Source organism: Haemophilus sp. oral taxon 036 (assembly GCF_002998595.1).
In the GTDB taxonomy this organism is placed as follows: Bacteria; Pseudomonadota; Gammaproteobacteria; order Enterobacterales; family Pasteurellaceae; genus Haemophilus; species Haemophilus haemolyticus_K.
In genome coordinates this window covers 1233509-1251948 of record NZ_CP027235.1, presented here as the reverse complement: position 1 = coordinate 1251948, position 18440 = coordinate 1233509, and the positions used below count along the sequence as shown (strand labels likewise).

Sequence of the window (18440 nt, the reverse complement as noted above, 5' to 3'; positions counted from 1 at the left end):
AAACTTTCCTCTCAAGAGGATTTTTCTTTACTAAAAATACAAAACTCGCTTGTGAGAACAAATAAGAATAACTTTTATAACCTTTTTCTCTATATAAAAAAAGCGGGCATAATGTCCGCTTTTTCAACATGAAATATGAAAATAAATTATGCGTTACCGCCAGTGATTTTTGCAACTTCCGCTGCGAAATCTTCTTCTTTTTTCTCGATACCTTCACCTACTTCTAAACGGATGAAATTAGAAACAGAAGTGTTTACTGATTTTAAGAAGTCGCCTACAGATACAGAAGGATCCATTACAAATGGTTGGCCAGTTAATGAAACTTCACCAGTGAATTTCTTCATACGACCTTCAACCATTTTCTCTGCGATTTCTTTTGGTTTGCCAGAGTTAACTGCGATGTCGATTTGGATTTGGCGTTCGTGTTCAACTACTTCTGCTGATACATCTTCTGGATTTACGAATTCTGGTTTAGATGCAGCTACGTGCATTGCTACTTTTTTAAGTTCGTCAGCTGAACCTTGACCTGCAACTAATACACCGATTTTCGCACCGTGTAAGTATTGAGCAATTACTTGACCATCTAAGTAAGCAACACGACGAATATTCATGTTCTCACCGATTTTAGCGACTAATGCAGCGCGTTTTTCTTCGAATTGTGCTTGTAATGCTTCGATAGTTGTACCTTTGTTTGCTGCTGCGAAATCAGCCACTTCGTTTGCTAAACCTAAGAAACCAGCATCTTTTGCTACGAAGTCAGTTTCACAGTTCATTTCAACTAATACACCGAAACCATTTTCTACACGAGCAAGGATAACACCTTCAGCTGCAACACGGCCTGCTTTTTTAGCTGCTTTAGCTTGACCAGATTTACGCATGTTGTCGATTGCTAACTCGATATCACCGTTTGCTTCAACTAATGCTTTTTTACATTCCATCATACCTGCGCCGGTACGTTCACGAAGTTCTTTTACTAATGATGCTGTGATTTCAGCCATTTTTAAAATCCTCTGTCGAAAATGCGGTTTATCTCGACCGCACTTTTAGATAAAAATATAGAGGCTAAATTTTAGCCCCTATGCCAATTAATCGTTTGATTATTAAGGGCTTCGCCTTATTGCAAAACTTAAATTATTCTGCGTCAGCTGCTAATTCTTCAGCAACTTGAGCTTCGTTACCACGACCTTCTTTAACCGCTGCTGCAGCTGCAGAAACGTAAAGTTGGATAGCACGAGTCGCATCATCGTTACCAGGGATAACGAAATCTACACCAGCTGGAGTTGAGTTAGTATCAACGATAGCAAACACAGGAATACCTAGGTTGTTTGCTTCTTTAACTGCGATATGTTCGTGGTCTGCACCGATAACGAATAACGCATCTGGTAAGCCGCCCATATCTTTGATACCGCCAAGGCTTAATTCAAGTTTTTCCATCTCACGGGTACGCATTAACGCTTCTTTTTTGGTTAATTTGTCAAAAGTACCGTCTTGAGATTGGGTTTCTAAATCTTTTAAACGCTTAATTGATTGACGAACGGTTTTCCAGTTAGTCAACATACCACCTAACCAACGGTGGTTTACGTAATATTGCTGACAATCTAATGCTGCTGCTTGAACTGCTTCAGACGCTGCACGTTTTGTACCAACGAATAATACTTTACCGTTGTTGCTAGCAATGCGAGTTAATTCCGCTAAAGCTTCGTTGAATAAAGGTAAAGTTTTTTCAAGATTGATGATGTGAACACCGTTACGAGCACCAAAAATGAAAGGTTTCATTTGTGGGTTCCAGTAACGAGTTTGGTGTCCGAAGTGTACGCCCGCGTTGATCATGTCGCGCATTGAAACTTGTGCCATAATATTTTCCTTTTGTTGGGGTTGAGCCTCCACATATCAGCTAATCGACCGTTTGGCACCCCGATTAAGCCTTGTTGATATGTGTGTGTTGTTAGTAATTAAAAAACTGCTTTTGAAAGGCAAAAACAGCGGTGCGATTTATATCATAAAGCACAGTAGAATGCTAGTTAATTTTGGCATTTAGGCGACTTTAGTAAGCCTAATCATTTAATAAAAAATCGTTTAAAATACCCGCTGTGAATGCTTTTCTTAAATAAAATCCTAAAGGTAAAGTTTCTATCACTTCACCATTTCGCCCAATTCCTTTCGTTATCGACCGACTATTTGCCCCCTTCGGGCGAAGTTGCATCACTTCACCAATTCGAGCCGTTATTTGATCCAATTTGCCAAGTACAATTAAATCCATCAATTCTTCCCAATCTTGTTTTAATTGACGTTCTTGCTCAGCAGTTGGCTTCCATAAAATTGGTGCACCGATATGGCGTTCACGTAATGGAATATGACGGCTGCCTTCAATAGGCATCCAAAGTACACAAGAAAGTTTGTGACGAACGTGAGAATTTTCCCATTTAACCCCTGAATTTTGCACCAATGGGGCAAGGCTCACAAAGGTCGTTTCGAGAGGATAACCCTCAGAATTAATCGGCAATGTTTTAAGTTCAACACCTAAATGAGAAAAATCCTGTTCAGCTTTACTCCCTGACGTTGCGCCTAAAGCACGCTCTAATAATATGCCCACCCAGCCTTTATCACGTTTTAAATCTGGTGGGACAGGAATATGCAGTTCATCAGCTAACTCTCCAAAAGTTAAGCCCGCAATTGATTGCGCTTGGGAAAGTAATTGTTCAAGGGTTTGTGGAATCATTCGTGATATTTCTTAAAAAAGCGAGGCTTAGTATTTTCTGTACCTTTATCAATATAGGGAATTTTCTCTAACTGTAATAAAAAACGTTTTGCCTCTAAGCCACCACCAAAACCAGTTAAAGTACGATCTTTGCCTAAAATGCGGTGACAAGGAATAATAATACTAATCGGATTACTCCCTACAGCACCTCCCACGGCACGAACTGCTTTAGGATTATTAATCCTTAACGCCAGCTCACCATAACTTGAAAGTTCGCCATAATCAATTTCGAGCAAGGCTTGCCAAATGGCTTGTTGAAACGCCGTGCCCTCTGGTTTTAAGGGAATGTCGGAAAAACGCTCAACTTCCCCATTAAAATATCGTTCAAAAGCCAACCGCACTTTTTGAAAAACTGGCAATTCATCTTGCTTGAGCCATTTGGGATTAGGCACATATTGTTCTTTTTCAAAATCAATATGTGTAATACTTTCACCATCAGATAAAATCAAAAGCCGTCCGACTGGCGAGGGGTAATAAGTGTAATAAAGTGCGGTCATTTTTCGCCTTGTTTTATAAAAAAGAAAAGCACACCTCGATTGGAAGTGTGCTTTATTATGCTAAATTTTTTAACGGATTAGAAACTATAATTTAAGTTTAAGCCGTAAAGATTTGCGCTTGCTTTAGAGGTATAATTCGCTGTTATTGTCGCTAACCCTCGAATTGGTTGGCTTTCGGTAAAGTGAATTTTTTTACCACGTAAGTGCGCAAAGCCCGCATCAATAGAAAGATTAGGGGTAAATTTATAAGTTGTCCCTACGCTATACCACATACGATTAGTATCTGGAATAGATGCACTTGCATGTTCTGTTGGTGCAGCAGCTTCATCATAAGCAATACCAGTACGAAGCGTTAATTTATCATTTACATTATAGGTTGCACCTAATGCATAACGAGAATTGCTACGATATTTTTCATCTTTATGGAAAGCGAGCTCACCGTCATTAAAGGTTGCGTGTAACTCTTTGAAACGGCTCCAATGTGTAAATTTATAGCTGTAGTGCAATGCTAAATTATCTGTCACTTGGTGGAAACCTGATAATTCTAAATAATCTGGTAAGTGTAATGTTAATCCACCAGGACCAGTACGCCCATTTCCAATCGCTGAATCATCTTTAAAATCAATATCAACTTTTGAATGATAGGCTAAACCAACACGGTTATTTTCATTGAACTCATACACTAAACCTGCATTCCAACCAAAACCCCATGCATTTTTATCTTGTAAATGTGTAATAGTGCTATCTTTCTCTAGTGCTCGTAATCTCTTCAATGATACTGCTGTATTTCGATCAAATAGTCCCATCTTTCTAAGATTAGGAAGCATAACAGTCATAACATCTGGATTCTTCGCTGCATCTGATAAAATCCCAGCTCGACGTTGAACTTCTGCTTTAGCATAAATAGCATTAAATCCTAATCCTGCGCTTAACCCTTGAGTTACTTTATATGAACCACTTAAATTTAAATTAATTGCGCTTAAATCTGTAGTCCCACCAAATGTACCTGCATCATAGGTATTACTGTATTCGCTTTTCAATCCAAAATTCACATTCATACCACCACCGATAGCAAATTTGTCATTGATTGGTGCTACAAAATACATATTCGGAATCAATGAACCAGGAACAACATTATTATAATGCGCAGAACCTGTTACTAAAGTACCTGTTGGATTTTTTTGGGTTCGATTCAGCGGAGAAGTCACTGTAACTGGACCACTCATGTGAATTTTAGAATCCACATAAACGCCCCCCACAGAAAATTGATTCGTTTTAAATAAACTCATCAACGCTGGGTTAGTTGCCACGACAGAGGCATTATCCGCAATCGCCGCTTCACCTGCATATGCTCGACCAAGACCAGAAGTCGATACTTCAGATAATTGAAACGCTGCCGCACTTGCCCCACCAGCAGCGAATAACATTGCGGTTGCTAAGACAGATTGATTAAATTTTTTCATTTGGAAACCTTTGTTATAAATAAAAATCTGGGCGATTCTAAAACCCGAATCTATTGAGTGCAAATCCATTTCCTTGTTTTTATTAGAGTTCCGACCAGTTATCGGGAACTTTTTGCATTTAATGGGCTATTTTGTTCAATTTTTGTCATTCATAAGAAAAATGATAAAATGTACAAAAATTCATATAAGGAAAAGAAAATGACCGTAAAATGTAAAGCAGAAGAATCCTTAACCTGTAGCTGCGTTGATGTGGGCACAATTATTGATGGTTCTGACTGCACTGTAGAAGTACATCAATTTTATAGTACTGAAGCTGATGCCAATGCAGCTCTGGAACAATTAACAAAGAAAGCTCGCGATACAGAAAGTGATCCTTGCGAAATTAAAAGCGAAATCGTGGCAGTTGAAAACGGCTTTCAATTAAATGCCTCTTTCACTTTTAGTTGCCAAGCAGAAGCGATGATTTTTGAACTGGCGAATCGTTAGTATTTAATAACACACTAAATACTCAAAAAATTAACCGCACTTTTTAACGTGCGGTTAATTTCTTCTTCCTATTTTGATTGTAAATCTTCCATCATTTGTTTTATTGCATCCTCAATTGAATCCCCATGATTTTTATGAGAAATCCATCGAAATATCACAGGATAACCCTGCTGTACTAATTTCTCTGCCAATTTTGGCGCATTAAACGGTCGCATTTTCTTACGTTGTTCAATACGTTGAAGTTGTTCTGATGTAAGCTTGGGATCTCGCTCAGGATATTCTTCATACTCACCTAAAGTGATCAATATATGCTTAGGACTTGACTTAATCCAAGGCATTGTTTGTGGTAAAAATGAACCATTCCCCCACCAAAGTGATGGACTTGCTAATGCGTAATATTGAAATAAATCAGGTTGGTGAAATAATACATATAATCCGAATAGGCCACCAAATGAATGCCCGAAGAAAAACTGTTTCTCTGGATTAATATGGTATTGCTGTTCAATTTCTGGTTTAACTTGGGTTTGGATAAAACGCAGAAAATCTGAAGCCCCTCCACCATTTTTAAAATCCTCCCCATTCACTGGAAAAGTATAATCCCGTTGACGTTCTGCTATGGCATAGGCATTCTCTGACACATAACCAATTCCGACAATAAGCGGCAACGCTTGAGTGGGATCCACCGTATTAACCGCAATGGGAAATTGTGCATTACCATCAAGCATATAAAGCACTGATAATGGTTTATTGTTAGCCTTAGGTTCCGCAATAAATAAACGATATGGCTTACTTTCAAAAAGAAAGTCTTTTTGATGAATCTTATAAAGTGTATTCATATTTTCGTTAATTTTAGGAATGATAAAATCAGGAGTTGCAAAAATCATGGGCGTATAAAAAACACTCAATAACGCACCAATACATGCCAAAAGAGTTAAGAAGATTCGTTTCATTATTAAAATATCGACCGTATTACTACGGCCGATGATATAGTCAAAATTATTTTATGGCTTTCTCAAGTTCTGCGGCAATCACTGCCATCGATTCTAGTCCACCAAACGCCAAATACCAATTCGCCGCATCTAAATATATGATGTGCTTATTTTTATAAGCATTAGTCTGTTGAACAATGGCATTATCTAATACCTTTTGTGCATTATTGACTTTATCTGTCACCGCCGCCGTACGATCTACCACAAGCAAATAATCTGGATTTTTTTCTAAAATATACTCAAATCCAACACTCATACCATGTGTCGATGACTTAATATTGGGATCAGCAGGTTTAAAACCAAATTTCTGGAAGACCATACTATAACGAGAATTATCACCAAAGGTACTAATTTTACTTTCATTCACTAACACAAGTAAGGCAGTCTTTCCTTTTGTCTCATTCGCGACTTGTGACACTTTAGCATCTAATGCATCTAATTTTGCTTTTGCTAGTGCTTCTTTATTAAAGATTTTACCTAATGCAGTAACATTTTCTTGGAAGCTTGGATAATAATTCGAGTAATCATTTTCCACATAGAACACGGGCGAAATTTCTTTCAATTTATCCAATAATTTTTGTTGACGCGGTGCGGCAATAATTAGATCAGGATTCAGTTCATTAATCGACTCAAATGCTGGCTCAGGTAATGAACCAACATCTTTAAATTTATCTTGTTTAAACTCATCTAAATAAGTTGGAATATGTCCTGCTTTAGGGAAGCCCACTATTTTATCAGTTTCTCCTAATGCGCGTAGGGTATCAGCTACACCAAAATCTAACACAACTACTTTTTGTGGATTTTGCGGCACGGTTTGCTCTCCTGCTGCATTTTTAACAATAATATCCTGCGCATTTGCCATCGTAGAAGCAAACAAAATAAAGCTAAGTGCGGTTAATTTTTTTAATGTTTTCATAAGGGATCTCCTATTTAAAATACACGGCAATTTTTTGTTGGTTAATTTCTTGAATTGGAATTTCCATATCATAAATATTCAGCAACACCTCTGACTGCATTATCTCATCTACTGAGCCTTGAGCGACCAGCTTCCCTCGCTTCATCGCAACCATATAATCAGAATAGCAAGAGGCGAAATTAATATCATGAATCACAATGACTACTGTTTTGTTCAGTTCCGTCACAAGCTTTCTCAATACTTGCATAATTTGTACCGAATGTTTCATATCTAAATTATTCAGTGGTTCATCAAGCAAAATATAATCAGTATCTTGTGCTAGTGTCATAGCAATATAAGCCCGTTGTCGTTGCCCCCCACTCAGGTTTTCAATATATTGCTCACGAATATCATCTAAGTTCATATATTTAATGGCATTATCAATAAAAGTGCGGTCAATTTCTGTTAGGTTTCCTTTCGAGTAAGGAAAACGACCAAACGCAACTAATTCTTCCACCGTAATTCGTAGATTAACGTGATTCGATTGTTTTAATATCGCCATTTTGCGTGCAATATCAGTGTTTTTTTGTTCTTTTAATGGCAAATGATTCAAATAGACTTCACCACTATCAGCTGTTAATAAACGGCTGATAATACCCAGTACGGTACTTTTCCCCGCCCCATTTGGCCCAATAAATGAAGTGATTTTTCCTGTTGGGATCACGAGTGAAACATCATCCACCACTTTTTTTTCGCCATAAGATTTACAAATATGCTTAATTTCTATTGCCATTTTTTATTTGCTCTTAATAACAAAGAAAGAAAATATAATCCGCCTACAAAATTAATGATAACGCTTAGCGGCGTGCTGAATGTAAAGACTTGTGTCAATAAAAATTGCCCACAAACTAACGTAAATACAGCAAGTAACATCGCAGCAGGAATCAAGAGTTTATGGCGATAATCCTGCATGAATTCAAAGGTGATATTCATCACAAGAAGCCCTAAAAAAACTAAGGGGCCGACAAGGGCGGTCGAGACAGATGTTAAAATAGCTACAATAATCAACAATTTTTTAACCATATGTTGATAATCCACACCCAGACTCAGTGCCTGTTCTCGCCCTAGTGCCAACACATCAAGATACTTCCAGTAACGTAGGCTATATAAAATCACCGCCACTAACATCGCTAACGCCAGCCAAAGAATCTTAGTATTAATCCGATTAAAACTCGCAAAACCAAAATCTTGCGAAATTTGAAACTCATTTGGATCAATCAACACCTCCATAAAGGTGGTTAAGCTACCGAAAAAAGTGCCAAAAACAATACCAACGAGCAATAAAAAGAAAATATTTTGTGATTCTCTTTTAAATAAGAAATGATAAAGCACAAGCATAAAACCAATCATTACACCTGTACTCATAAGAAATAGGACAAAAGGATTGATAGACAACAATGTCTTTGAACCAAATAAAAATAAAATTCCAGTTTGAATCAGTAAATACAATGAATCTAGCCCTAAAATACTTGGCGTGAGAATACGATTATTCACCACTGTTTGAAATAGCATCGTCGCAAGGGCAATAGCAATGCTGGTTATCACAATAGCGGATATCGTTAATGCCCGATTATTTAAAGCATATTGCCAACGATTTGGTAAATGATACCCAAGAAATAATGCAATACTGACAAGTGCTAATATGCCTAAAATCGCAATACGAAGTATGGATGATTTACGCATAACGGTACCTTTTCAATAAAAAATACAAGAAAATACCGCTTCCCATCACACCAACTACTGCATTAATAGAAATTTCATAAGGATAAATCAAACAACGCCCCAAAATATCGCAAAACAATACAAAAACGGCACCTAAAAGTGCGGTGTGAGAAAGAATTTTTTTGAGATTATCACCTAAATATAGAGTCACTAAATTTGGAACGATAAGACCCAGAAAAGGAATTACCCCAACAGAAACAATAATAATCGATGAAACTGTCGATACAATAAGCAAACCTATATAAAGCACTTGGTTATAATTTAGCCCAAGATTAGTAGCGAAATCTTTTCCCATTCCTACAATCGAAAAACGCTGTGCAAATAAATAAGAAATAATCAGCATCGGCAGGCTAAAATAAAGCAATTCATAGCGCCCGCTCATCACTAATGAAAAATCCCCTTGAAGCCAACCAGAAAGGTTTTGCAATAAATCTTGTTGATATGCAATAAATGCGGTGATTGAACTGATCACATTGCCAAACATCATTCCCACCAATGGCACAAAAATAGTATCTTTAAACTTTAAACGGGAAAGAATGCTCATAAATAATAGCGATCCAATAAAAGAAACAAGCACAGCAATAACTGTTTTTAAAAACATTGATGCACCTGGAAAAAAGAGAATGGCCAATAAAATGCCAAGACGCGCACTATCCATTGTGCCTGCAGTTGTGGGAGAAACGAAACGGTTTCTGCTTAATTGCTGCATCACCAACCCACAAATACTTAAAGAAGCACCAGCAATCAAAATACTTACTAAACGAGGCACTCGACTATCTAGAAATATTTGCCATTGACTATCTTCCAAATTGAATAAGCCCCTCATAGTGACGGAACTTACCCCAAGAAAAAGTGAAATAACCGAAAGCAAAATAAGCAGAAAAATCCAATATCGCCGTTTAAACATCATTATAATGAGAATAATTATTGATTATAAGAGGATAGCATATTGAATGATTAAAAGAAATTTAAATTAAATACGTGTGTAGTTTATCTTTTCAGAGCAGGAAAATAATACATCACTTTACTCAATAAAAGTACGGTAGTTTTTTCCGCTATTTTTCCATTCGATTATTTGCTCAATTAACGAAATTAATTTATCCCTTTCAACACTATTTAGTTGATTAAATAATCGATCCACCTGATAAACCTGTTCTGTCGGTTGTAACTAACGAATCATAACCTCACATAGCTATTCTATAAAAAATATAAAAACTTGTTGCATTCTCCTTATTTTTCCAGTAACTTGGGAACTATTATCTATTTGGAGATTTAATATGTTTATTATCCGTCGTCACCATCATCACCATTTAACTGAATAATCTTTCAGGTTTTTGGTGTGCTTGGAAGATTTCTTCCGAGCTGACAGGATAATCTAAATGTTACCCCTCGGAAGGCAACTTTCGAGGGGTTTTATTTTATGGTGATAAAAGGAGATTATACTATGCAACATCACTATTTATTCAATACGTCAAATTTTTACAGTACAGTATTCACTATTTAATTTATAAGGAAAAACAAAATGTTATCAAATCCTGTTGTTATTTCGATCATTGTTTTGCTCACTCTTAGCTTACTGCGTATTAATGTAATTATTGCTCTTGTGACTGCCTCTCTCACTGCTGGGCTTTGCGGTGATCTAAGTTTAAGTAAAACTATTGAAACCTTCACTGGAGGCTTAGGTGGCGGTGCTGAAGTGGCGATGAATTATGCGATGCTTGGTGCGTTTGCTATTGCGATTTCTAAATCAGGTATCACTGATTTAATTGCTTATAAAATTATTACCAAAATGAATAAAACGCCTACTTCTAGCAACTTAGTATGGTTTAAATATTTTATTTTTGGGGTACTCGCCTTATTTGCTATTTCATCACAAAATCTTCTTCCCGTACATATTGCCTTTATTCCTATTGTTGTGCCACCACTCCTTTCTATTTTTAATCGTTTAAAAATCGATCGCCGTGCTATCGCTTGTGTACTCACCTTTGGTTTAACCGCTACTTATATGTTGCTTCCCGTTGGTTTCGGTAAAATTTTTATTGAAAGTATTTTAGTAAAAAATATTAATCAAGCGGGGGAAGCTCTCGGATTACATACTGATGTTGCACAAGTTTCTCTTGCAATGCTCTTGCCTGTAAGCGGTATGATTTTAGGCCTGTTTATTGCTGTATTTATTAGTTATCGTAAGCCACGTGAATATGATGTTACTATTGAAGAACCCACTACAAAAGAAATTGAAGCTCACATTGCAAACATTAAATCAAAACAAATTATTGCCAGTGTAATTGCGATTATAGCCACATTTACCACGCAATTAATGACAAGTTCAACTATTATTGGTGGGCTAGTCGGGTTAATTATTTTTGCTGTATTTGGTATTTTTAAACTGAAAGAAAGTAATGATATTTTTCAAAAAGGGTTACATCTAATGGCGATGATCGGCTTTGTGATGATTGCCGCATCTGGTTTTGCGAATGTCATTAATGCAACAACAGGCGTCACGGATTTGGTTCAAGGTTTAAGTAATGGTGCGGTACAGAGCAAAGGGTTAGCGGCGTTTCTAATGTTACTAGTCGGGTTATTAATTACGATGGGAATTGGGTCGTCATTCTCTACAGTGCCGATTATTACTTCCATTTATGTGCCACTTTGTTTATCTTTCGGTTTTTCTCCATTAGCCACTGTAGCTATTGTAGGTGTTGCAGCCGCCTTAGGAGATGCGGGCTCCCCCGCCTCTGATTCAACATTGGGTCCAACATCAGGATTAAATATAGATGGTAAACACGATCACATTTGGGATTCCGTTGTTCCAACCTTTATTCACTATAATATTCCATTATTAGTGTTTGGCTGGATTGCAGCTATGTATCTTTAGCGATTATAATCCCCCTTTGGGGGATTTTTATGGCGATTCAATTACTAATTCAACGTCTGGAACAAAAAGTTCAGCATCTTTATCAGGATTATTTACCTCAACGTGAAGAAAAAATCTTTGCTAAATTTGACCGCTCTTTATTTAGTGAGTACGGGCAAACTGTCGGTTTTTATCTAACTGAGCTAAACCAAACGCTTGATAAGATTAAAATGTTAGAATCGGACATTCCCACTCACTATGCCTATCTAGCAGAACGTTTAGTGGCTCAGTGCACGGTGCTTTCAGAAGCATTAGCACGCAAAAAAAATACGTTAAATACTCAATCCTCATCAGCTACATTCGCGCCCGTTAAAAGTCCACAACATAACATTCACAGGTTACCGCCAAGAGAACGTCTAGAAAAATATTATGAAGCATTAGAAAAACTAAATAAACTTTACCAGGAACAATGTGATTTAGCACGAACATCTCCCCTTCACGATGATGCGATTCGCCATACACAGCTCGCAGAACGTTATAAGCAACGCCATCAAAAATGCCAAGATGCGATAGATCTATTAGAAGAATATTTGGCATTCAAAGAAGAACAAGAAAATCACACTTTATAATGAGGATTATCATATTAAATCTGCCAATCAATGGGATTTATCCCATTTTCTTCTAAATATTTATTCGTTTTGGAAAAATGATGACAGCCAAAGAAACCTCGATGTGCTGACAACGGGGAAGGATGCGGAGCCGTTAAAACAAGGTGACGAGTGCGGTCAATAATTTGCCCTTTTTTTTGTGCGTGACTGCCCCAAAGTAAAAATACGAGTTTTTCACGATGTTCATTAAGCGCCGCAATAACACGATCGGTGAATGTCTCCCAACCGAAATTAGCATGTGAATGAGCCATACCACGCTCCACGGTAAGCACAGTGTTGAGCAACAATACTCCTTGTTCTGCCCATTTGACTAAATAACCATGTGATGGCATTTGAAATCCAGAAATATCTTGTGTGAGTTCTTTATACATATTTAATAGGGAAGGGGGAATGGCTACTTCAGGTTTTACCGAAAAAGCTAATCCATGAGCTTGGTTTGGACCATGATAGGGATCCTGACCTAGAATCACAACTTTCACATCTTCAAAAGCGGTATATTTGAATGCATTAAATACATCTTCTTGTGGGGGATAAATCGTTTTCCCGCTTGCTCTTGCAAGATGAACCTGTTGTAGTGCATGTTGAAAGTAAGGTTGTTCTTTTTCTTTTCCGATAACATCTGTCCAGGTTTTCATTATTGTGATCCTATTAATAAGTTTGTTCTTATTATAAACAAAAAAATTAAGGTAATAAAAAGCTTAAAAGTTAAATTAATGTTAAACAATTTTAAATAAACCGCTATAGAAATGACCAAAACTTAATTTAGATCAAGTTTTTAAAATTATCCTAAAAAGATAACCTGTTCTTTATCAAAAAAAATCTAAAATAATTTGAAACCTTCAAATTATTTGATAAAATTTATACAGTTTTTATGATTATTCAATGCCAATTAGGAGGCTATTATGATTAAAGGTATTCAAATTACTCAAGCGGCAAATGACAATTTGCTTAATTCATTCTGGTTGTTAGACAGCGAAAAAAATGAAGCTCGTTGCTTATGTGCAAAAGGCGAATTCGCTGAAGACCAAGTTGTTGCAGTGAGCGAATTAGGTCAAATCGAATACCGTGAATTACCAGTAAACGTAGCACCAACTGTTAAAGTTGAAGGTGGCCAACATTTAAACGTAAACGTATTACGTCGTGAAACTTTAGAAGATGCGGTAAATAACCCAGATAAATATCCACAATTAACTATCCGTGTTTCTGGTTACGCAGTACGTTTCAACTCTTTAACTCCGGAACAACAACGCGACGTTATCACTCGTACTTTCACTGAAAGCCTATAATTTCAGCTTGAATGAAAAAAGAAACCCCGAATTAATTCGGGGTTTTGTTTTATCTAAAATTTGACCGCACTTTTCCCTTTCATCCCTAGCGATTTCCATGCTTTTCAGGTACAATCCGCCAGTTAAATTTATTGATTTTTTTGAGAAAAACTATCTTTTATGAAGAATATTCGCAACTTTTCTATTATTGCCCATATTGACCACGGTAAATCGACGCTTTCTGACCGTTTGATTCAAACTTGTGGTGGCCTTTCGGATCGCGAAATGGAAGCGCAAGTGCTAGATTCTATGGATCTTGAGCGTGAGCGCGGAATTACCATCAAAGCACAAAGTGTTACTTTAAATTATAAAGCCAAAGATGGCGAAACTTATCAATTAAACTTTATCGATACACCGGGACACGTGGACTTTTCCTATGAAGTGTCTCGCTCTCTTGCTGCTTGTGAAGGGGCGTTGTTGGTAGTCGATGCAGGTCAAGGAGTAGAAGCTCAAACCTTAGCAAACTGTTATACCGCAATCGAAATGGATTTAGAAGTGGTACCGATTTTAAACAAAATCGATTTACCTGCAGCAGATCCTGAACGCGTAGCGGAAGAAATTGAAGATATCGTGGGAATTGATGCGATGGAAGCGGTTCGATGCTCTGCTAAAACGGGTGTCGGTATCGAAGATGTATTAGAAGAAATCGTTGCAAAAATTCCAGCACCAGAAGGTGATCCTAATGCACCATTACAAGCATTGATTATTGATTCTTGGTTCGATAACTATTTGGGTGTGGTATCTTTAGTTCGCATTAAAAATGGGGTATTACGTAAAGGCGATAAAATTAAAGTGATGTCTACAGGGCAAACTTACAATGTAGACCGTTTAGGGATTTTCACGCCAAAACAAGAAGATACTGCCGTTTTAGAATGCGGTGAAGTTGGTTGGGTAGTTTGTGCGATTAAAGATATTTTAGGTGCGCCAGTTGGGGATACTTTAACGCTTCAACATAATCCTGCAACTGAAGTTTTACCAGGCTTTAAAAAAGTAAAACCGCAGGTTTATGCTGGACTTTTCCCTGTAAGTTCTGATGATTATGAAGCGTTTCGCGATGCTCTCGGCAAATTAAGTTTAAATGATGCCTCACTTTTCTATGAGCCAGAAAATTCTACCGCACTTGGTTTTGGTTTCCGTTGTGGTTTCCTTGGCCTTTTACATATGGAAATCATTCAAGAGCGCCTAGAACGTGAGTATGATTTAGATCTTATCACTACTGCACCAACAGTAATTTACGAAGTGCAGTTAACGAATGGTGATATTGTTTACGTCGATAGTCCATCGAAATTGCCTCCGCTTAATAATATTGCTGAAATCCGCGAGCCGATTGCAGAATGTAATATGTTAGTGCCGCAAGAATATTTAGGTAACGTCATTACTCTTTGTGTGGAAAAACGTGGCGTGCAAACTAATATGGTATATCACGGTAATCAGATTGCGCTGACTTATGAAATTCCAATGGGCGAAGTTGTTCTAGACTTCTTTGACCGATTAAAATCAACATCGCGTGGTTATGCTTCGTTAGATTACGGTTTTAAACGTTTCCAAGCTGCAGATATGGTTCGCGTGGATATTATGATTAACAGCGAACGAGTAGATGCTTTGGCTTTAATCGTTCATAAAGATAATTCACAATATCGTGGTCGTGAATTGGTTGAAAAAATGCGTGAGTTAATTCCTCGTCAGCAATTTGATATTGCTATTCAAGCCGCGATTGGTAACCACATTATTGCGCGTTCAACCGTAAAACAATTACGTAAAAACGTATTGGCAAAATGTTATGGTGGTGACGTGAGCCGTAAGAAAAAACTCTTACAGAAACAGAAAGAAGGTAAAAAACGTATGAAGTCTTTAGGTAACGTAGAAGTGCCGCAAGAAGCGTTTTTAGCAATTTTACACGTAGGAAAAGATAAATAAGGGAAATTATGTCAAATTTATTTTTTGTAATTTTACTAGCTGTTGGTTTTGGAGTATGGAAATTATTGGATTATTTCCAATTACCAAACACATTCAGTATTGTACTGCTAATTTTGACCGCACTTTCAGGGGTCTTATGGTGCTACCATTATTTTGTGGTAACGCCAAAACGGAATCGTAAAATCGCACGTGCTGAACAGCGTTCAGGTCAGGCATTAACAGATGAAGAAAAAGCAAAAATTGAACCGGTCTCTGAGGCTTCTGAATTTTTATCATCTCTTTTTCCAGTACTTTCTGTCGTATTCTTAGTGCGTTCTTTTTTATTTGAACCATTTCAAATTCCTTCTGGCTCAATGGAGTCAACCCTACGAGTGGGCGATTTTTTAATCGTAAACAAATATACTTATGGCATCAAAGATCCTATTTTCCAAAATACAATTATTGCTGGAAATAAACCTCAACGTGGGGATGTTATTGTATTCAAGGCACCTGAACAAGCTTTAATTCGTACGGGCCTAGGTGCAACTCGAGCTGCTTTTGCAGAAAATTTAGCGCTAAGCTCAAAAGATAATATGTCTGGTGTCGATTATATTAAGCGTATTGTTGGAAAGGGCGGAGATCGCGTCATTTTTGATCCGGAACAAAAAACGCTAAAAGTGGTATATGGCAAAGAAGGCAAACCTTGTGAAATTGATTGCGAAACCAAGGCGTTTGAATATACACAAAATCCAACAAATCCCGCTTTTCCAAATGAATTAGAATTGACTGAAAAAGGTGATGTGACACACAATGTGTTAATTAGCGAATATCGTCGTTATTCAGGTCCTGAGTTTTTCCCACAAGAAGGTATGCAAACTGCTGAATGGCTTGTGCCAGAAGGGCAGTATTTTGTGATGGGTGATCACCGCGATCACAGCGATGATAGCCGTTTCTGGGGCTTTGTGCCTGAAAAAAATATTGTGGGTAAAGCCACTTATATTTGGATGAGCTTAGAAAAAGAAGCGAATGAGTGGCCAACAGGTTTCCGTTTTGATCGTTTCTTTACAGCAATAAAATAAGATGAATCATTTAGATCGACTTGAGCGTAAAATCGGCTATCGTTTTAATGATATTGCGCTTTTAAAGCAGGCACTTACGCATCGAAGTGCGGCGGCTCAACATAATGAACGCCTAGAATTTCTAGGCGATTCTATTCTTAATTTCACTATCGCTGAGGCGCTTTATCATCAGTTTCCACATTGTAATGAAGGTGAGCTGAGCCGTATGCGAGCTACTTTGGTGAGAGAGCCCACTTTAGCGATTTTAGCGCGTCAATTTGAATTGGGCGATTATATGTCGCTTGGTTCTGGCGAGCTAAAGAGCGGTGGTTTTCGCCGCGAATCTATTCTTGCCGATTGCGTAGAAGCGATTATTGGCGCAATGTCTTTGGATCAAGGATTGGCTGTGACGACCCAAGTGATTCGAAATTGGTATCAACAATTATTGGCTGAAATCAAACCGGGCGATAACCAAAAAGATGCGAAAACTCGTTTGCAAGAATATTTACAAGGTAAACATCTGCCATTGCCAACTTATGAAGTAGTCAATATTCAAGGGGAAGCCCATTGCCAAATTTTCACAGTTGAATGCAAAGTGAAAAGTGTGGATAAAATTGACCGCACTTTTGTTGCAAAAGGATCTAGCCGTCGTAAAGCTGAACAAGCAGCAGCAGAACAAATTTTAAAAGAACTGGACATCAAATGACCGAACAATTCGACAAAACCTATTGCGGCTTTATTGCTATCGTAGGTCGCCCAAATGTGGGTAAATCAACGCTCTTAAATAAAATTTTAGGACAAAAAATTTCAATTACATCGCGTAAAGCACAAACCACGCGTCACCGTATTGTTGGGATTAAAACTGAAGGGGCATATCAAGAAATCTATGTGGATACGCCGGGACTTCATATTGAAGAGAAACGTGCTATTAACCGCTTAATGAACCGAGCAGCAAGTAGTGCTATCGGCGATGTTGATTTAATTATTTTTGTCGTAGATGGCACACACTGGAATGCAGATGATGAGATGGTGCTAAACAAATTACGCAATGCAAAAGCACCCGTTGTGTTAGCTATTAACAAAGTCGATAACATCAAAAATAAAGATGATTTATTGCCGTTTATTACGGAACTTAGCAGTAAATTTAATTTTGCTCACATTGTGCCAATTTCTGCACAGCGTGGTAATAATGTTCATGAATTAGAGAAAATTGTACGCCAATCTTTACGCGAAGGTGTGCATCATTTTCCAGAAGATTATGTCACAGACCGTTCACAACGTTTTATGGCATCGGAAATAATCCGTGAAAAATTAATGCGTTTTACGGGTGAAGAATTGCCTTATTCTGTGACTGTTGAAATCGAACAGTTCAAAGTGAATGAACGTGGCACTTATGAAATAAATGGACTAATTCTCGTTGAACGTGAAGGTCAGAAAAAAATGGTAATTGGTGCGGGCGGTCAAAAAATTAAAACTATTGGTATGGAAGCACGCGCTGATATGGAACGTTTATTTGATAACAAAGTCCATCTTGAACTTTGGGTGAAAGTAAAATCAGGTTGGGCTGACGATGAACGTGCACTGCGTAGTTTAGGATATATGGATGAATAAAGTGCGGTGATATTTCTAATATTCTTAAAATCGCATTATGCTAGGCATAATGTGATTTTTCCATAAAAAATATCCTTTTATTTTTCCTATTGATTCAATTTAGCAACTACTTTTTCAGTCTTTTATCTACTATATAGGGATCAAAATTGCGGAGGAAT

19 protein-coding genes and 1 other annotated feature are annotated in these 18440 nt (G+C 37.5%); of the genes, 8 read left to right on the top strand and 11 right to left on the bottom strand.

Features of this window, described 5'->3' with window-relative positions; all coding sequences use genetic code 11:
* Positions 1-146 precede the first annotated feature (146 nt).
* The 5 genes from tsf to C3V42_RS06040 form a co-directional block, all read right to left on the bottom strand.
* Positions 147-998 (bottom strand): translation elongation factor Ts, encoded by an 852-nt coding sequence (gene tsf, locus C3V42_RS06060; RefSeq protein ID WP_005627519.1) that lies wholly within the window; start codon positions 996-998, stop codon positions 147-149.
* A gap of 133 nt (positions 999-1131) precedes the next feature.
* Positions 1132-1854 (bottom strand): 30S ribosomal protein S2, encoded by a 723-nt coding sequence (gene rpsB / locus C3V42_RS06055; RefSeq protein WP_046949980.1) that lies wholly within the window; start codon positions 1852-1854, stop codon positions 1132-1134.
* Positions 1855-2053: 199 nt separating this feature from the next.
* Positions 2054-2719, bottom strand: a complete 666-nt coding sequence (gene mutH, locus C3V42_RS06050; RefSeq protein WP_106013976.1) for a DNA mismatch repair endonuclease MutH — start codon at positions 2717-2719, stop codon at positions 2054-2056.
* Entirely contained in the window at positions 2716-3255 is a 540-nt protein-coding gene (locus tag C3V42_RS06045; RefSeq protein ID WP_106013975.1) for a methylated-DNA--[protein]-cysteine S-methyltransferase, read from the bottom strand. The genes mutH and C3V42_RS06045 overlap by 4 nt, the downstream gene beginning before the upstream one ends.
* 77 nt (positions 3256-3332) lie before the next feature.
* Positions 3333-4718, bottom strand: coding sequence for an outer membrane protein transport protein (locus tag C3V42_RS06040; RefSeq protein WP_106013974.1), 1386 nt, complete (start codon positions 4716-4718; stop codon positions 3333-3335).
* Between the two features lie 198 nt (positions 4719-4916).
* Between C3V42_RS06040 and C3V42_RS06035 the strand changes: the two genes are divergently transcribed.
* A complete protein-coding gene (locus C3V42_RS06035; RefSeq protein WP_106013973.1) occupies positions 4917-5204 on the top strand; it encodes a YfcZ/YiiS family protein in 288 nt (95 codons plus the stop codon).
* Between the two features lie 68 nt (positions 5205-5272).
* On the opposite strand, the gene C3V42_RS06030 is transcribed toward C3V42_RS06035, so the two are convergent.
* The 5 genes from C3V42_RS06030 to C3V42_RS06010 all read right to left on the bottom strand — a co-directional run bounded on the left by C3V42_RS06030 (position 5273) and on the right by C3V42_RS06010 (position 9777).
* Positions 5273-6088 carry an alpha/beta hydrolase-fold protein gene (locus C3V42_RS06030; protein WP_106014320.1) on the bottom strand — a complete coding sequence of 272 codons (816 nt, stop codon included), beginning with the start codon at positions 6086-6088 and terminating at the stop codon, positions 5273-5275.
* 112 nt (positions 6089-6200) lie between these two features.
* On the bottom strand, positions 6201-7109 hold the full coding sequence (locus C3V42_RS06025) for a siderophore ABC transporter substrate-binding protein (RefSeq protein ID WP_106013972.1): 909 nt from the start codon (positions 7107-7109) through the stop codon (positions 6201-6203).
* A 10-nt stretch (positions 7110-7119) separates the two neighbouring features.
* Positions 7120-7881: an ATP-binding cassette domain-containing protein gene (locus C3V42_RS06020; RefSeq protein WP_106013971.1), complete on the bottom strand. Its 762-nt coding sequence runs from the start codon at positions 7879-7881 to the stop codon at positions 7120-7122.
* A complete protein-coding gene (locus C3V42_RS06015; protein WP_106013970.1) occupies positions 7872-8831 on the bottom strand; it encodes an iron chelate uptake ABC transporter family permease subunit in 960 nt (319 codons plus the stop codon). The genes C3V42_RS06020 and C3V42_RS06015 overlap by 10 nt, the downstream gene beginning before the upstream one ends.
* A complete protein-coding gene (locus tag C3V42_RS06010; protein WP_164994249.1) occupies positions 8824-9777 on the bottom strand; it encodes an ABC transporter permease in 954 nt (317 codons plus the stop codon). The genes C3V42_RS06015 and C3V42_RS06010 overlap by 8 nt, the downstream gene beginning before the upstream one ends.
* A gap of 390 nt (positions 9778-10167) precedes the next feature.
* Positions 10168-10289: a sequence feature (His leader region), on the top strand.
* Positions 10290-10392: 103 nt separating this feature from the next.
* On the opposite strand from C3V42_RS06010, the gene C3V42_RS06005 reads away from it, so the two are divergent.
* A complete protein-coding gene (locus tag C3V42_RS06005; protein ID WP_106013968.1) occupies positions 10393-11745 on the top strand; it encodes a Na+/H+ antiporter family protein in 1353 nt (450 codons plus the stop codon).
* 29 nt (positions 11746-11774) lie between these two features.
* Positions 11775-12353: a primosomal replication protein PriC gene (priC, locus tag C3V42_RS06000; RefSeq protein WP_106013967.1), complete on the top strand. Its 579-nt coding sequence runs from the start codon at positions 11775-11777 to the stop codon at positions 12351-12353.
* 14 nt (positions 12354-12367) lie between these two features.
* Here priC and ung read toward each other — a convergent pair whose 3' ends face one another.
* Complete coding sequence (ung, locus tag C3V42_RS05995; RefSeq protein ID WP_048952815.1) at positions 12368-13027, bottom strand: uracil-DNA glycosylase; 660 nt, start codon at positions 13025-13027, stop codon at positions 12368-12370.
* A gap of 267 nt (positions 13028-13294) precedes the next feature.
* Between ung and grcA the strand changes: the two genes are divergently transcribed.
* The 5 genes from grcA (at position 13295) to era (ending at position 18282) form a co-directional block, all read left to right on the top strand.
* Positions 13295-13678 carry an autonomous glycyl radical cofactor GrcA gene (grcA, locus tag C3V42_RS05990; RefSeq protein ID WP_005628746.1) on the top strand — a complete coding sequence of 128 codons (384 nt, stop codon included), beginning with the start codon at positions 13295-13297 and terminating at the stop codon, positions 13676-13678.
* A gap of 159 nt (positions 13679-13837) precedes the next feature.
* On the top strand, positions 13838-15634 hold the full coding sequence (gene lepA, locus C3V42_RS05985; RefSeq protein WP_106013966.1) for a translation elongation factor 4: 1797 nt from the start codon (positions 13838-13840) through the stop codon (positions 15632-15634).
* Positions 15635-15642: 8 nt separating this feature from the next.
* Entirely contained in the window at positions 15643-16692 is a 1050-nt protein-coding gene (gene lepB / locus C3V42_RS05980; protein ID WP_106013965.1) for a signal peptidase I, read from the top strand.
* A gap of 1 nt (position 16693) precedes the next feature.
* A complete protein-coding gene (gene rnc, locus C3V42_RS05975; protein ID WP_106013964.1) occupies positions 16694-17377 on the top strand; it encodes a ribonuclease III in 684 nt (227 codons plus the stop codon).
* Positions 17374-18282 carry a GTPase Era gene (era, locus tag C3V42_RS05970; RefSeq protein ID WP_009766812.1) on the top strand — a complete coding sequence of 303 codons (909 nt, stop codon included), beginning with the start codon at positions 17374-17376 and terminating at the stop codon, positions 18280-18282. Before rnc ends, era begins: the two co-directional genes overlap by 4 nt.
* Positions 18283-18440 lie beyond the last annotated feature (158 nt).

Bases quoted from the DNA above. Each gene is read 5' to 3' on its own strand.
- C3V42_RS06010 (WP_164994249.1), bottom strand. From the start codon at position 9,777: ATGTTTAAACGGCGATATTGGATTTTTCTGCTTATTTTGCTTTCGGTT.
- grcA (WP_005628746.1), top strand. From the start codon at position 13,295: ATGATTAAAGGTATTCAAATTACTCAAGCGGCAAATGACAATTTGCTT.
- C3V42_RS06045 (WP_106013975.1), bottom strand. From the start codon at position 3,255: ATGACCGCACTTTATTACACTTATTACCCCTCGCCAGTCGGACGGCTT.
- C3V42_RS06030 (WP_106014320.1), bottom strand. From the start codon at position 6,088: ATGATTTTTGCAACTCCTGATTTTATCATTCCTAAAATTAACGAAAAT.
- C3V42_RS06005 (WP_106013968.1), top strand. From the start codon at position 10,393: ATGTTATCAAATCCTGTTGTTATTTCGATCATTGTTTTGCTCACTCTT.
- priC (WP_106013967.1), top strand. From the start codon at position 11,775: ATGGCGATTCAATTACTAATTCAACGTCTGGAACAAAAAGTTCAGCAT.
- era (WP_009766812.1), top strand. From the start codon at position 17,374: ATGACCGAACAATTCGACAAAACCTATTGCGGCTTTATTGCTATCGTA.
- C3V42_RS06015 (WP_106013970.1), bottom strand. From the start codon at position 8,831: ATGCGTAAATCATCCATACTTCGTATTGCGATTTTAGGCATATTAGCA.
- C3V42_RS06040 (WP_106013974.1), bottom strand. From the start codon at position 4,718: ATGAAAAAATTTAATCAATCTGTCTTAGCAACCGCAATGTTATTCGCT.
- ung (WP_048952815.1), bottom strand. From the start codon at position 13,027: ATGAAAACCTGGACAGATGTTATCGGAAAAGAAAAAGAACAACCTTAC.
- rpsB (WP_046949980.1), bottom strand. From the start codon at position 1,854: ATGGCACAAGTTTCAATGCGCGACATGATCAACGCGGGCGTACACTTC.
- C3V42_RS06020 (WP_106013971.1), bottom strand. From the start codon at position 7,881: ATGGCAATAGAAATTAAGCATATTTGTAAATCTTATGGCGAAAAAAAA.
- mutH (WP_106013976.1), bottom strand. From the start codon at position 2,719: ATGATTCCACAAACCCTTGAACAATTACTTTCCCAAGCGCAATCAATT.
- lepB (WP_106013965.1), top strand. From the start codon at position 15,643: ATGTCAAATTTATTTTTTGTAATTTTACTAGCTGTTGGTTTTGGAGTA.
- rnc (WP_106013964.1), top strand. From the start codon at position 16,694: ATGAATCATTTAGATCGACTTGAGCGTAAAATCGGCTATCGTTTTAAT.
- lepA (WP_106013966.1), top strand. From the start codon at position 13,838: ATGAAGAATATTCGCAACTTTTCTATTATTGCCCATATTGACCACGGT.
- C3V42_RS06035 (WP_106013973.1), top strand. From the start codon at position 4,917: ATGACCGTAAAATGTAAAGCAGAAGAATCCTTAACCTGTAGCTGCGTT.
- C3V42_RS06025 (WP_106013972.1), bottom strand. From the start codon at position 7,109: ATGAAAACATTAAAAAAATTAACCGCACTTAGCTTTATTTTGTTTGCT.
- tsf (WP_005627519.1), bottom strand. From the start codon at position 998: ATGGCTGAAATCACAGCATCATTAGTAAAAGAACTTCGTGAACGTACC.